The following is a 14,888-nucleotide window of genomic DNA, read 5'->3' as shown; positions in this document are numbered from 1 at the left end:
TTCATACTGTCAAAATCGGATGGGCAAACGAGCCCATCCTTGATTTTGACGAAAGACGGAATCAAAGAAATTCGTCAGGGGCTTGGTCAGGTGGCTTTATTTGACCAGACACTGGCTACTGTACAACTTGAAGTAGATGCGGAGATCGAGAAAGGGATAGATGTACCTGTACCCAAAGATTTAGCTGGTGGATATACACATGAACAACACAAGACTAACTTTTTCACCTTACAGAAAGCGGGTGTGTTATTCCAGATCACCGGGGATGAGCGATATTCTGTTTATATCAAGGACATGTTGTATGCCTATCTGGATCTATATCCTAATTTAGATCGACATCCTGCTGAGCGCTCCTATGCCAGAGGAAAGTTATTCTGGCAATGCCTCAACGATGCAAACTGGCTGGTCTATGTGAGTCAGGCTTACGATTGTATATATGAGTGGCTTTCTGAGGAAGATCGTCAGGCACTCAATGGCGGCCTTTTCAAGCCGATGGCTGATTTTCTTTCTATAGAAACGCCGCAATTTTTTAATCGAATTCACAATCATAGTACATGGGGTAATGCTGCCGTAGGGATGATCGGATTGGTCATCGATGATCAGGAATTGGTCGATCGGGCATTGTACGGAGCAAGATCAGTATCGGTAAAAGCCGGCGCTGTGGACAATGATGGTGGAAGCATTATTTCGCAAGATCAAGAAATGGGTTTCCTGGCACAAATCAACCATGCGTTCTCTCCTGATGGATATTATACAGAGGGCCCCTATTACCAGCGATACGCCATGTACCCATTTTTGATCTTTGCGGAGGGTTTGTCTAATAAACGCCCAGATCTCAAGATTCTGGCCTATAAGGATTCTGTATTGATCAAGGGGGTCTACGCCCTGCTTAATCAAACTAATTCCGCGGGTGAATTTTTCCCGATCAATGACTCACAGAAAGGTATGTCGCTGGCATCGCGTGAGCTTGTGAATGCCGTGAGCATGGCTTATCACTATGGTTCACAGGACCCCAGCTTATTGTCGGTCATAGCTTCTCAAGGTAGAGTTCCGCTCAATGATGCCGGATTTGATGCGGCTAAGGCCATCGGGGAGGGGCTTGCCATGCCATTTATTAAACCAAGTATTGAGCTCAGCGATGGCGCCAATGGATATGAGGGTGCTATTGGTATCCTCAGAGGGGGTGACCTTACACTGGTGATGAAGTATGCCAAGCATGGAATGGGACACGGACATTTCGATCGGCTGGGGTTTATGCTTTATGATGAGACTGGTGAGGTCATTCAGGACTATGGCTCAGCTCGTTGGGTTAATATTGAACATAAGGATGGGGGTGGATACCTCAAAGAAAATCACAGCTGGGCTAAGGAGACTGTTGCCCACAATGCCCTGGTAGTGAATAAGGATTCGCATTTTGATGGCAAGGTTAAGGAAGCCGATAAGACGTCTGGCACTCCTTATTATTTAGCTGCCGGTGAAAGCGTTCGGATTGTAAGTGCCAGAGAAACCAAGGCCTATGATGATGTTGAGATGCATCGGACCATGGCTATGGTTGATCTTGAGGAACTAGAGCACCCATTGGTGATAGATTTATTATCGGTACAGGCGCCAGCAGAAACCAGGTATGATTTACCACTTTATTATGTGGGTGAATTCATGTCCTCAAATCAGCAACTTCAGACTAACAATGACCTGACCCCAATGGGCAAAGAGTCCGGGTACCAGCACTTATGGGCTGAAGCGCAAGCAGACCTCACGGGAGACTTGTATAGCATGACATGGTTTAATAAGAAGAGATTCTATACCCTAACCTCCGTCATTCAATCAGGTGACCAAATGATAATGACGAGGATAGGTGCCAATGATCCTAATTTTAACCTGCGACGTGACCCGGGTATTATTCACCGCAGGACAGGAGGCAATACCGTTTTTGCCAGCTTATATGAAATACATGGGAGTTACGATTACTCTACTGAACGTCCTTTAAACCTGTTCACTTCCATTGCAGATTTAAAAGTGCTGCATCAATCAGCAGAATATGTTGTGGTTCGATTTCAATTGAACAGTGGTGAGGAATACCAACTGGCCTTTTCACTCAAAGATGAAAGCGAATCAAGTCAGCATGCTGTGAAATCAGCCAAAGGACAGTGCACGTGGCAAGGAGTTTATGAATTTAAGAAAATAAAATAATTGAGAAATGGGAAGAAAAAGCGAAAAATACATTTTAACCAAGGAGATGGAATGGGAAGAGCTTGGCGGTGGCGTCTCTCGAAAGATGCTGGGCTGGGATAATCAGATCATGATGGTACAAGTGAAGTTTGAAAAGGGAGCCGAAGGCTCACCTCATCAGCACTTTCATACCCAGACGACCTACTGCGTTTCTGGCAAGTTCGAGTTTGTGATCGATGGCGTGAAACAGATAGTTAGCGGAGGCGATGGCGTGTACATCGAACCTAACCTCCTTCATAGTGCGGTCTGTCTGGAGGCGGGAATGTTGATTGATACTTTCAGTCCGGTGAGAGAAGACTTTCTCGACGGGTCGGGGGTTTCGTACTTCGGTAATAAATAAAATAGACACATAACAAAGGATAAGATGAAGGTTAAGGGACTTAGGTGGTGGATCATTGGACTGATATGTCTGGCTACCGTAATCAATTACATTGATCGGTCGGCGCTGAGCATTATGTGGCCGAGTATTTCAGAAGATCTGGGCATGTCGAAAAATGACTATGCGCTCATTCTGAATATATTCATGATAGCCTATGCAGTAGGGCAATCAGTATCTGGTCGAATGTTTGACAAGATTGGTACACGGCTTGGGTTCATAGTATCCATTTCGGTGTGGGGCGTGGCCACCATGCTGCATGCTCTGGCCAGAGGATTGTTCTCATTTTCTGCCTTCAGGGTGCTATTGGGATTAGGAGAAGCTGGAAACTGGCCTGGGGCTGTGAAAAGTAATGCCGAATGGTTTCCTGTAAAGGAACGAGCCATGGCTCAGGGCATATTCAACGCCGGAGCAGCCCTTGGATCTGTAGTCGCACCACCTTTGATTGCCCTCCTTTGGGTTGCTTTTGGTTGGAAAGTCACCTTCATCGTGGTTGGCGCCATTGGTTTGTTGTGGGTATTGCCCTGGGTACTCGTGAATAAAGCCAAACCAAATAAACATCCATGGATTACCGAAGAAGAGAAGAAATACATACTTGCAGGACAATCAGAGGCGGACAATAATCCTTCAGCAGAAGGTTTGTCAATGAGGCAAATACTCAGCCATCGTGAATCATGGGCTGTGCTGATATCCAGGTTTTTTGTGGAGCCGATCTGGTGGTTGTTTGTAGGGTGGATGCCCATTTACCTGGCAGAGACTTATGGCTTCAATGTAAAAGAAATAGGTTTTTTCGCTTGGGTGCCATACGTAGGAGCTGCGCTGGGTAGTTTGTCTGGCGGTTATTTTGCGGGACGTTTGATGCTCAATGGGGCATCTGTAGACCGGGCAAGAAAGCTGACCATTACCATAGGCGGAGTGATCATGTTTTTGGGACTGTTGGCGACCATCCTTCTGGCGGATAGTCCACTGATTTTTGTGGTAATTGTAGCTTTCGTACTGTTTGGCTTTCAGTTTATCATTAGCAATATTCAGACCATGCCAAGTGACCTGTTCAGCGGGAAATCAGTAGGATCATTGGCCGGTTTGGGTGGTACAGTAGGTGTCTTTTCGGTCATCATCATGAACTTTCTGGTTCCTATCATTTCAGAAATATCCTATACACCAATTTTTATCATGATCGCGGTATTTGTACCACTGGGAGTAGCGTCAGTGTACTTTTTCGCGAAAGAAATTAAACCAATTGATTAGATATAAATAATAAACGAATAATTAGACATGGAAGAAAAACGAGAAAATAAAGTAGCAGTAATAACGGGTGCAACTGGAGGGATTGGTTTCGAGGTTGCCAAGAGATTAGGTAAAGATGGGTTTACTGTTGTTCTAAATGGCATCGAAGATGAAGCAGGAGCGAAGAGAGTAGAGGAACTTGCCAGCGAGGGAATCACCGCAGAATATTATGGCTTTGATGTCACAAAGGACGAGGAAGTAACTTCAAATATTAAAGCAATTGGTGAAAAGTACGGTAAAATTGATGTGCTGGTAAACAATGCTGGTGGATTAGGAGGCAGATCTCGATTTGAAGAGATGACCACTGAGTTTTACCGATTTGTGATGGCCTTAAACCTGGATTCAGTGTTTTTTGCTTCGAGAGCAGCCATTCCTTACTTGAAAAAAGGAGAAAATGCTTCAATCATCAATTACACCTCAAACGCAGGGTGGAATGCTGGTGGACCAGGAGCGGGCGTTTATGGTACATCCAAAGCCGGAGTTCATGCCATTACACGAGCGTTGGCCAAAGATTTGGCTGAATACGGAATCAGAGTAAATGCTGTTTCTCCTGGAACAATCGATACGCCATTTCACTCTGAAATCAAATCGACTAAACCTGAGGTATTTGCTTCGTGGAAGAATAATATCATGCTAGGCCGATTGGGTCAGCCTGAGGAAGTAGCGTCTGTAGTGTCTTTTCTGGCAGGTAAGGATGCATCTTTCATCACTGCTGAGACAATACAAGTGGGTGGTGGTCAGGCCTTAGGAATATAATGAAAATTGGATTGTAGCTAGCGAACCGGAGCAGGGATGATGAGTTTATTTGAGTATTTGCTCCTGGTTCTTGCTGGTATAGGCGCGGGATTCCTGAATGTGGTTGCAGGAGGAGGTTCTATGTTGACCCTACCCTTATTGATCTTTCTGGGGTTGCCGCCGGCCATGGCCAATGGCACCAACCGGATAGCAATCCTTTGGCAAAATGTGTTTGCCATAAATAAATTTAGAAGAGCCGGGATCATTGATTATCCCTACAGTATTTACCTGGGACTGGCAGCGATCCCAGGGGCGGTGTTGGGCGGGTTTTTAGCAGTTGATATCAGGGGTGAGTTGTTCACCCGAATTTTGTCAATCATCATGTTGGCGGTAGGGTTGATGATTGTGTTTGATTCCGCTCGGAAGCCAATTAGTATCCACACCGGAGGTGAAAAAAGAAGCCCATGGGTAGAGATATTGATTTTCTTTCTGATAGGGATTTATGGTGGTTTTATTCATGCGGGAGTTGGTTTTATTATCATTTTCGTGCTGGACAGGCTACACCACTATCCCATGGTAAGAATCAATAGCATCAAGGTCATTGTAGCATTTGTGTACACGCTGGCGGTGGTGATGGTTTTCATTTACAATGATTTGATTCAGTGGCGATACGGATTGACCCTGGCAGTGGGGACTTCATTGGGAGGATGGCTGGGAAGCCTTTTTTCTATCAAAAAGGGTGACAAATGGATTAAGGCATTGTTGCTTGCCACGATAGTGGTTCTGTCAATAAAGCTATGGTTTTACTATTGAAGCAGGTGAAACAGGCGACATTGTAACCTGGACTGATGGGTACTTATTCTAATGAGGACATCATCTTCACTGATTCTGGAACACAAAGCAATTCCATTATCCTCAAAGCTGAGACCCCGGGAGGAGTTATACTGAATGGTTCTTCCAAACTAAACATCTACGGTAGTTATTTGATTGTAGAAGGCTTCTTTTGGGATGGTGGAGAAGGGGAGAGCAAGAGGTCATTAGACATGATGAAGATATGAGAATTTCAAGAAGAAAGTTTTTACAAAAGTCAGGAACCGTGGCTCTGATGGCTCCTTTTTTGCCATCCCCTGTTGGCGGATTCCATCCGAATGGCTCTGACGATCCCTTGAAGGTGCATATATTTTCCAAGCATTTGCAGTTTTTAGACTTCAAAGAAGCTGGTCAGATCGCCGCAGAGCTCGGGTTTGATGGCATTGATCTGACTGTCCGTCCCAAGGGTCATGTGCTGCCAGAAAATGTGAAATCCGACCTGCCTGCAGCTATTAGGGATATTAAGCAGTCTGGTTCTACCTGTGAGATGATCACCACGGCCATTACCGATGTGAACAACGAATATGATTTGGACATCATCAAAACCGCAGCCAATGAAGGTATTGGGTTTTATCGCATCAATTGGTTTGAATATCATGCGGACAAATCATTGCAGGAGTCTATCAAAGTCTACCAGCAGAGAATCAAAGCGCTTGCCGAACAGGGTAGGCAATACGATATCATCGGCTGCTATCAAAACCATGCCGGAACAAGTATCGGATCTTCTTTTTGGGAAATAGAGCAACTGCTTGCAACCGTGGACCCTGTTTATTTTGGGACCCAATATGATATCCGTCATGCCACAGTGGAGGGAGGACTTTCCTGGACAAATGGATTACGGTTGCTCCGTGAGCGTATAAAAACGATCGTACTCAAAGATTTTCAATGGGCAAAGGTCAATGGCCAATGGGAAGCCGTGAACGTGCCAATAGGTGAAGGAATGGTGAACTTCAAAGACTATTTTAAATTATTGAAAACCTATGGTTTGAATCCGCCAGTGTCCTTGCACCTGGAATACCCCCTGGGTGGAGCAGAAAAAGGTCATTATGAAATCACTGTAGATCGAAAAATTGTTTTTGATGCGATGAAAAAAGACCTGACTACTGTCCAACAACTATGGAAAGAAGCATAAAGAACCTGAACGCGAATGATTAAATTATCTATCAAGATTGACCCAATTAATATTAAAATGATGAAGAATATACTTTTTTCACTTACGACAATTTGCCTTTTGATGAGTTGTCAACTCAAGGAATCCAATGAAGGAATCCTGGTTTCTAACGCAAAGGAGCTGCAAGATGCAATCTCAAAAGCCCAACCAGGCACCAGTATTGTCATGGCCAATGGCCAATGGGAGAATGTTGAAATTCGCCTGGTAGCAAAGGGAACTGAAGATCAACCCATCACACTTCGTGCTGAAACCCCCGGCGAAGTAATCATCCAGGGACAATCTGACCTGAAACTGGGTGGAGAATATCTGGTGGTGGATGGGCTCTATTTTACCAACGGAGCGTCTCCTTCAGAATCCGTCATCCAGTTTTTCATCAATAAGGATACCCTTGCAAATAACAGCCGTGTGACAAACTGCGTGATCAAAGACTTCAACAAAGCCCAACGGAACATGACTGACCTTTGGGTGCTGTTCAAGGGAAAGTATAATCAACTCGATCATTGCTATCTGGAAGGAAAATCCAACAGAGGACCCACCATAAGGGTGGATCTGGAAGGCAATGAAAGTATACGAAACTACCACAAAATTAATGACAACTACTTTGGTCCCCGACCACCAAAAGGGGGCCCAAGTGCGGAGACAATTCAGATTGGGAACAGTAGCACGTCCATGACACCCAGCTACACGTTGGTGGCTAATAATTTGTTTGATCGATGCAACGGAGAAGTGGAGGTCATTTCCAGCAAATCCAATTTCAATGAGTTCAGAGGCAATGTCTTTTACAAAAGCCAGGGGTCACTGGTCACCAGACATGGAAATTACTGCATTGTAGATGGGAACTACTTTATCGGTGATGAAGATTCCCCACAGGTGGGGGGAGTCCGACTGATTGGGACTGGTCACCGGGTCACCAATAATTATTTCTACAACCTCCATGGGGAGATTTTCAGAGGCCCATTGGCTATGATGAACGGAATTCGACAACCGGCTGTCAACAGATACTTTCAAGTGACTGACGTGGTTGTTGCTTACAACACCTGGGTCAATTGCTCCTCACCCTGGCAATTTGGTGTTGGATCAAATGTGGATCAGAAAGAGGTGCTGCCTCGTTCGGAAATCAGATCTGAAACGCCCATTCGGACCCTAGTCGTCAACAATGTGATTTACAATTCGGAAGGAGATGAAATGCCCATTATACGTTACGATTCCATTGATGGAATCGATTTTAAAAGCAACGTGATCAATAACCAGGGTGTGGCCTTCAGAGGCGTGAATGGTCTTGAGAAAAGGGACTTCTCCATGCGGGAATTGGAAGAAAATATTTGGGTTCCAACCAGTGATCTGTCCGAAATCCAGGCCTATTATGGGTTTGAGTTTGATCAAATCGACAAAGACCTATTCGGGAATTCACGCTCTGAAAGCAGTTCGATAGGAGCCACTAATGGAGCCAGGCCGGAAAAACCTAACATTATGGATGTGTCCAAGTACGGTCCGGATTGGTACAATCCCTCTGCTGACGATTCAGCGAAGGAAACACATGCGGTCAGTACTGCAGCGGATTTTGCCAAAGCAATGAAATCCGCGCAGGATGGCGATATAATTGAGCTAGCATCGGAGCGTTTTGAATTCAATTATTCCATGGTCATCGACAAGAAACTGACCATCAAGTCGGCGAAGCCAGACTCTAAAGTATCGCTTGTCTATGCTGGCCCTGCCGGTACCCCGGCTTTCGAAATGAATCCGAAGGGGAAGCTGACTTTGAATGCGATCATTCTTAGTGGGAGTGGGGAGAATTACGCCTTTGCTACCTTGAAAGAAAACATGTCCGGCCTTTACAATTTGAAGGTGAAGGACTGTGAGTTATCTGACTTTGATTATGTCCTTAAAGCCTACAAGTATTCGTTTTCTGAATACATCAGTTTCGAGTCTTCGTTGATAAAAAATTGTAACAACGGCATTGAGCTTTCTGCAGAAGACGATGATCGCGGTGAATACAATGCTGAAAATGTCTACATCGTGGATTGTCAATTTGATCGGGTCAATAAGAACGTCATCGATTATTACCGAGGCGGATATGACGAGTCCACAGTAGGAGGCAATTTGTTAGTCAGAGGGAGCACATTTACCCAATGCGGAGCGAGTGAGGAGAATGGGATTTTGATCAACACATACGGGATCATCAATGTGGATATTTCTGGCAATAAATTTCAGAATAACCCGGTAGAGCAAGTGGCTCGACTCTGGGGTGCCAAGAACAATTCACATGCTGACAATGTAATTACAAACTCTGGAGCGCTCATTGTTGAGGAAAATCTTCCTCTGAAGTTAATGTATTAGCAAAAGTGTTGAGATGATACGTTGGTTGATTTTTGAATCGATGATCGTCTCTTCTCAAGATTATCCAGGAGTGCCGAAAAAGGCATTTTAATACGATTTAAGTACTAGTAAATTTTTACAATATGAAAGCTACAACAACCAGGGAATCCGAATTTTCATCATCAATAGGGAATATATTCTCTTACCTGATCATGTTTGTCCTCTTACAGTTTGCATCGGTTTCAGCAAGCTGGGCCCAGGATCCTGATTTACCACCAAGTGGAAATTTTGATCTTACGGATTGGAAGATCACGTTGGAGGATCAGTCGGAAGTTCAGGAAGCTGATCTATCCAATGGTTTTGAAAGACCAGCTCAGTTTTATACAGACCCCAATACCGGGGCGATGGTCTTTAGATGTCGGAATGATGGAGAAACCGGCGGGAGCTCTTACCCCAGAAGTGAACTTCGGGAAATGCTGCGGGCTGGCAATACCAGCTTCAACACGCAGGGGATCGGCCCCAACAACTGGGTCTTCGCTTCTTCCAGTCAGGCCAATCAGGAGGCAGCCGGAGGAGTAGGTGGAACGCTGACGGCTACAGTTGCCGTGGATCATGTGTCTACCACAGGAGAAGCCGGCAAAGTTGGTCGTGTAATCATCGGGCAAATCCATGCGTCAAGTGATGAGCCGTGCAGGTTATACTACCGCAAATTGCCACGAAACACCAAAGGGGCGATTTACTTCGCTCATGAGCCTACCACCAGTGCAGAGCAATGGCACGAAATGATCGGCAGTAGAAGTGACGATGCTGCTGATCCTGAAGATGGGATTGCTCTGGGGGAGAAGTTTAGCTACGAAATCAAAGTGGAGGGCAATGACCTTACTGTGACCATTATGAGACCTGGAAAACCCGATGTACAGAAAGTGGTAGACATGACCGATAGTGGCTTTGCTGATGACTGGATGTATTTCAAAGCAGGGGTATATAATCAAAACAATTCGGGAGAGGATGGCGACTATTGTCAGGCATCATTTTTTGCTTTGAGCAATGCTCATTCAACGGCCAGTAACAAGGCTCCTACATCGAGTATCACCGCTCCGTCCAGTGGCGCAACTTTTAGTGCCGGAGAGAACATCACCATTTCAGCCGATGCCTCTGATAGCGATGGATCGATTGCCAAAGTAGAATTTTTCCACGGTTCAACCAAACTGGGTGAAGTCACTTCACCCCCCTATGACTATACCTGGAGCGACGTGCCTGCGGGGCGTTACCTCCTTACTGCCACGGCTACAGATGATGGTGGTATCTCATACACTGCTTTGGGAGTGAGTATTGCCGTCAATCCTGTAGCGGAATACAATGCTCCTTATGATATCCCAAGATTTAAGGCGTTCATTGGGGAGTGTAAATTACAGGCACCAACGAGCTCCACCATTGCCACTCAAACTCAGCTCAAGGATGGCTATACAGATGATAATTTCTATGTCGTGGACGAGGATAAAGTTGCTTTTAATCAGTCCGGATCCAGCCAGCGCACCGAACTGCGGTATCTGAACAACTGGACCCTTTCCGAAGGTGATCGTTCACTGCATGCCAGAATACATATTGTTGAGATGACCTGTGATCAGGTGACCGTGCTACAAATTCATGATGACGCCAATACAGGGAGCGGACCAAATAAGCCATTGCTAAGAATCTATAAACATCAAACCAAGGAACCAGTCAATCACCTGTGGGCTGCCATAAAAACCGATAATGAAGGTGTGAATACCACACATGTGGATCTGGGTGAAGCGCCTGCCGGATATTTTGACTGTGACGTTCGATTGGTAGATGGAAGCATGATCATTGATGTAGATGGAGCCGAAAAAGCCAATATGGATGTTTCATACTGGACATTCCCCAGCTACTGGAAAGCCGGAGTTTATCTGCAGGATGACGGGGAGGCTACTGCTTACTTCGATGAGCTGTATGTCGCTGATGGATCAGGAGGAAATGTTAATCCTGTCGTCAGTATTATTTCTCCTGAGAATGGTGCGAGTTTCGTGAATGGTGATGACATCACCATCGTAGTTGATGCTTCCGATCCTGACGGTACGCTCTCTAAGGTGGAGTTTTACAATGGGCCAACCAAACTTGGTGAGGATTCGACTATCCCTTATTCATTTACCATTCCATTTGCGGTTACAGGTAGCTACATTTTTACCGCAGTAGCTACAGACAATGAAGGAGCTACAACGACCTCTTCGGAAATCAACATTGCGGTCACTGCCACCCAGACATATACTTTGACCACTTCTGCAGTCGGAAACGGGTTTGTGAGCTACAATCCCTCAGGAGGGGTCTACGAAGTAGGAACGCTCGTGTACCTGACGGCCAAACCCGATGATGGAAATCTATTTGATTATTGGAGTGGGGACGTGACCGGGACCTCTGCACAAACGACCATCATCATGGATGCTGACAAGTCAGTCACCGCTCACTTTAGTGAGGAAGAAGTTACGCTTAGTGTTGATCCAAATACGCTCGAGGCTTCCAATCATGAGATGATTGTCTATCCTAATCCGATCCATTCCAAAGCCACCATAGAGTACAAAGTATTAAAACCTGCGCTGGTAGAATTGACGATTTTCAATGTGTCCGGCCAGAAGATTGTGAATTTGGTGAATGAACTTCAAAATGCGGGAACCCAGAAAGTGGAATGGACACCCGACAATCTGCCCAACGGCCTGTATTTTGCCAAACTGAGAATTGGCAGTGAAATGAAAACTCGAAGGCTGATTATTCAACCTTCGAAGTAGAAAATTAAGGACTTGTTTTCCCAGGGATCAAACTTTTGAGGCAAGTGAAAAGTAAATAGCCAATCATGAATGTATTGAAGATTTTAAAGAAGAAAGGCATTGGAGTTTGTGTAATCATGGCAATCATTCTGTCGTCTTGTGCTTCAGGCCCGGGCTCACCTGAAATTGTTGTTCAGGATTTGCAGATGAAAATACCGGCAGGCGAGCAGGTTTTTAAAGAGGAATTGCTGGCAGGTGAGATTGCCGAGACCAAGATTGAGCACCTCGCTTATGCAGGGCCTACCGAGCAGACCATCTCGCTTTCGGGTGAGTATGTCAGCATGTTTCTGTTTGTGAGTGGGAATGGAACCCTACAGGCTGATTCAATGGTGTACAACCTGGTGCCTGAGTCCATTGCCATTCCAATGAATGACACGGATCAAGTGCGGTTTAAGGTGCCTGAAGGGGAGGAACTTCATTTTCTACAGTTTACCAAAAGGCTGTCCGCTCAAGACATGGAGGACCTGAAGAACTTCCCTGAGGAGAATAAATATGACCTGTTTTTTACACGGTTTGAGGATTGCGAACCTTATACAGAAAAGATAAAGAGTCCGAATACCGTCAGTAGAACGGTGCTCCCTGCTGATATCGTTCCTCGTGTTTCGCTGGGAACTGTGGAAGCCATGGGGCCGGATGAGGTGGGTGCTCATGAGCACCCTATGCTTGATCAGCTGTTCTTAGGGCTATCCAATAATGATGTGGTGGTTCACGCTGATGCAGCTTCTACGGCCTTTAAGGAGTTCTCGCTTTTGCATATTCCAATTGGTTCGAGCCATTGGGTCACAGTGGGTGAGAACAAGAAGATGTACTACTTATGGATGGATTTTTTCCTGACTAAAGAAGGACAGGAATGGCTGAAAACGCACAAGCCGATGAGTACCGATAACGGTGAATAGTCTCGGGAGGACGATTCATCAATAGTGCCGAACGAATGAAAGTTACTTTTTCAAAGATTGATTAATATGCGAATTGCAGCCTTTTTAGTGATTTTACTTGTTGCGGAAGTGACGCTGGCCCAAACCAGGTACAATGTTTCTTCCCTGTCAGAATTCAAATCTGCTCTTAATGAAGCAGTGAATGGAGATTCTGTTGTTTGGAGATCGGGCAGATACGAGGATGTCTTTATGGACATCAATGTGGAGGGTCTTGTGGTTACCGCAGAGAGCTATGGGGCTGTCATCTTCACTGGGGAGTCAAAAGTGGAAATAGATGCCGACAAAGTAGTCTTGTCGGGGTTTCAATTTGTTGGGGGAGATATTGGTACGGATAATGTAATCAGAAACTGGGGGAGTGATGTGCTGATTACCCAAATCAACATTCTGGGTTATACAAGTTTTAAATATTTGATAGTTGATGAAGATTCGAGACGTACTACAATCAGCCATTGCAATTTTGAGAGCCGAATCAATCTGGCCGATCAAAACATCCTATCCATTCTGGTAGACAACGAGCCTGGTTATCACAAAATTCAACATTGCTCATTCAGAAACTTTCGGGGCAGCGGCGGTGACATGGGGGTGGAGCCTATTCGCATAGGTGTAAGCAGTCAGGCGCACCTGGATTCCCGGACCATTGTGGAGTATTGCTATTTTGAAAACTGTGACGGTGATGGCGAATTGATTTCAAATAAAGCCGCGCAAAATGTCTTTCGGTACAATACCTTCGAGAACAACACCAAAGGCGAGCTGGTGCTTCGCCACGGAGATGAAGCCATAGTTTATGGCAATTTTTTCTTGAACAACATGGGCGGTGTACGCGTGCGTGAAGGGCAGAACCACTTCATTTACAACAACTACTTTTCCGGGTTGACCAGCCGCGCCATCTATTTGCAAAACGAGTCTTCGGATCCCCTGGACTCCATCCACGTGTATTTCAATACCATTGTGGATTCTGAGGAGGTGAAGTTGGGTGGATCAGGAAGTTTTCCGCCTCAACATGTTGTATTTGCCAACAATATTTTCAGCAATCCAAAGGGTGTGATTTTTGATGACCCGACAGGGACCGAGCAATGGCTGGGCAACCTCTCTTTGGGTAGCCTGGGAATAGATCGACCATCAGGTATAAGTGATCTGGATCCAAAGCTGATTGAGAACGATAAAGGATTTTTTCAGTTGGACTCAGAGAGCCCTGCCATTGATGCCGCAGTTTCCGGATTCCCGCCCATTCCTATGATTGATGGGTTGGAGTTTGATGACTTGAAACTGGACATTATGAAACAAATCAGACCTGATGAAATTGACCAAAAAGATGTAGGAGCTTCCGAATTTCCTCATACTGTAGATGTGCAGCCCTATGCCACCACATCCAATACCGGCCCGGCTTATTCCAATGACGAGTCCATATTTTCATTATCGTCTTCTGTTGTAGGGGAGGGTAGTGTCACCTGGTCTCCCATAAAGGACACTTACCGGCTAGGAGAGATCATTACCCTCACGGCTACTCCGGCAGATGGCTACCAGTTTTCCAAATGGGCTGGTGATTTAGACGGGACTGACAATCCGATGATGATTTCTATCACTGAGGATATGAATGTTATTGCTGAGTTTGCTTTGCCTGTGACGCCACCCCCACTTGGCACAGGGAGTAAGGGTGCTATTGAAATATTCCCCAACCCGACCTGCGACCTTGTACGGCTGGTACTGCCTTCCGGTAGTCCTTCGCAGCTTTCGCTCCTCGTTTATGATGTCGAAGGTAAAATCAGGTTGTCCAGACAAATGACTGTTGTTCAGGATTATCTGGAAGTGGATGTTTCAATGCTTCCCGCAGCTATTTATTTTCTAACCCTCAGGAATGCCAGGAATGGTGAGGTGGTAGAGGAGGCTGGAATACTTAGGTTGATAAAGAATTAGATTTTCCCAATATTCTGAGGTAAAACTCGAGCCAGCCAACTCATTACCAGACTGATCCCGGGGAGTAAGAAAGCATGAGCCAGCACCCCGAATTTTACTTGTCCATCACGCGAATACCATCCCAGATTACACATCTTAGATGAAGATGGTGTGCCGCACCTGGGAGTCTGCACCGAAAGGTATGAGCAATTGAGAATTGGAAATAAAGTTAATTT

Annotated in this window: 11 protein-coding genes; all 11 read left to right on the top strand. The window is 45.5% G+C overall.

Translation table 11 applies throughout. The features are described from left to right. The first annotated feature begins 39 nt into the window (after window positions 1-39). Window positions 40-2,190, top strand: a complete 2,151-nt coding sequence (locus ACHKAR_RS20760; RefSeq protein WP_395419350.1) for a heparinase II/III domain-containing protein — start codon at window positions 40-42, stop codon at window positions 2,188-2,190. Between the two features lie 7 nt (window positions 2,191-2,197). Then, window positions 2,198-2,569: a cupin domain-containing protein gene (locus ACHKAR_RS20755; protein WP_395419349.1), complete on the top strand. Its 372-nt coding sequence runs from the start codon at window positions 2,198-2,200 to the stop codon at window positions 2,567-2,569. A 24-nt stretch (window positions 2,570-2,593) separates the two neighbouring features. Continuing rightward, complete coding sequence (locus ACHKAR_RS20750) at window positions 2,594-3,853, top strand: MFS transporter (protein WP_395419347.1); 1,260 nt, start codon at window positions 2,594-2,596, stop codon at window positions 3,851-3,853. Between the two features lie 27 nt (window positions 3,854-3,880). Then, complete coding sequence (locus ACHKAR_RS20745; RefSeq protein ID WP_159582027.1) at window positions 3,881-4,648, top strand: SDR family NAD(P)-dependent oxidoreductase; 768 nt, start codon at window positions 3,881-3,883, stop codon at window positions 4,646-4,648. Window positions 4,649-4,684: 36 nt separating this feature from the next. Further along, window positions 4,685-5,440: a sulfite exporter TauE/SafE family protein gene (locus tag ACHKAR_RS20740; RefSeq protein ID WP_395419345.1), complete on the top strand. Its 756-nt coding sequence runs from the start codon at window positions 4,685-4,687 to the stop codon at window positions 5,438-5,440. A gap of 35 nt (window positions 5,441-5,475) precedes the next feature. Then, a complete protein-coding gene (locus ACHKAR_RS20735; RefSeq protein WP_395419343.1) occupies window positions 5,476-5,685 on the top strand; it encodes a chondroitinase-B domain-containing protein in 210 nt (69 codons plus the stop codon). Next, entirely contained in the window at window positions 5,682-6,629 is a 948-nt protein-coding gene (locus tag ACHKAR_RS20730) for a sugar phosphate isomerase/epimerase family protein (protein ID WP_395419341.1), read from the top strand. The genes ACHKAR_RS20735 and ACHKAR_RS20730 overlap by 4 nt, the downstream gene beginning before the upstream one ends. 102 nt (window positions 6,630-6,731) lie before the next feature. Next, a complete protein-coding gene (locus ACHKAR_RS20725) occupies window positions 6,732-9,005 on the top strand; it encodes a chondroitinase-B domain-containing protein (protein ID WP_395419340.1) in 2,274 nt (757 codons plus the stop codon). A gap of 122 nt (window positions 9,006-9,127) precedes the next feature. Then, window positions 9,128-11,785, top strand: a complete 2,658-nt coding sequence (locus tag ACHKAR_RS20720) for a polysaccharide lyase family 7 protein (protein ID WP_395419339.1) — start codon at window positions 9,128-9,130, stop codon at window positions 11,783-11,785. A 65-nt stretch (window positions 11,786-11,850) separates the two neighbouring features. Then, the gene (locus ACHKAR_RS20715) at window positions 11,851-12,720 is read left to right on the top strand and encodes a hypothetical protein (RefSeq protein ID WP_395419337.1); all 870 of its coding nucleotides are present in this window, start codon (window positions 11,851-11,853) and stop codon (window positions 12,718-12,720) included. Window positions 12,721-12,786: 66 nt separating this feature from the next. Further along, window positions 12,787-14,673, top strand: a complete 1,887-nt coding sequence (locus ACHKAR_RS20710; RefSeq protein ID WP_395419336.1) for a chondroitinase-B domain-containing protein — start codon at window positions 12,787-12,789, stop codon at window positions 14,671-14,673. Window positions 14,674-14,888 lie beyond the last annotated feature (215 nt).

This window comes from Marinoscillum luteum, assembly GCF_044005705.1.
GTDB classification, from domain to species: Bacteria; Bacteroidota; Bacteroidia; order Cytophagales; family Cyclobacteriaceae; genus Marinoscillum; species Marinoscillum luteum.
The sequence above is the reverse complement of the archived record's forward strand: the minus strand, read 5'-3'. Positions and strand labels throughout refer to the sequence as shown.

Excerpts from the sequence above, each read along its gene's own strand:
- ACHKAR_RS20755 (WP_395419349.1), top strand. The coding sequence starts at position 2,198 with ATGGGAAGAAAAAGCGAAAAATACATTTTAACCAAGGAGATGGAATGG.
- ACHKAR_RS20750 (WP_395419347.1), top strand. The coding sequence starts at position 2,594 with ATGAAGGTTAAGGGACTTAGGTGGTGGATCATTGGACTGATATGTCTG.
- ACHKAR_RS20745 (WP_159582027.1), top strand. The coding sequence starts at position 3,881 with ATGGAAGAAAAACGAGAAAATAAAGTAGCAGTAATAACGGGTGCAACT.
- ACHKAR_RS20740 (WP_395419345.1), top strand. The coding sequence starts at position 4,685 with ATGATGAGTTTATTTGAGTATTTGCTCCTGGTTCTTGCTGGTATAGGC.
- ACHKAR_RS20735 (WP_395419343.1), top strand. The coding sequence starts at position 5,476 with ATGGGTACTTATTCTAATGAGGACATCATCTTCACTGATTCTGGAACA.
- ACHKAR_RS20730 (WP_395419341.1), top strand. The coding sequence starts at position 5,682 with ATGAGAATTTCAAGAAGAAAGTTTTTACAAAAGTCAGGAACCGTGGCT.
- ACHKAR_RS20725 (WP_395419340.1), top strand. The coding sequence starts at position 6,732 with ATGAGTTGTCAACTCAAGGAATCCAATGAAGGAATCCTGGTTTCTAAC.
- ACHKAR_RS20720 (WP_395419339.1), top strand. The coding sequence starts at position 9,128 with ATGAAAGCTACAACAACCAGGGAATCCGAATTTTCATCATCAATAGGG.
- ACHKAR_RS20715 (WP_395419337.1), top strand. The coding sequence starts at position 11,851 with ATGAATGTATTGAAGATTTTAAAGAAGAAAGGCATTGGAGTTTGTGTA.
- ACHKAR_RS20710 (WP_395419336.1), top strand. The coding sequence starts at position 12,787 with ATGCGAATTGCAGCCTTTTTAGTGATTTTACTTGTTGCGGAAGTGACG.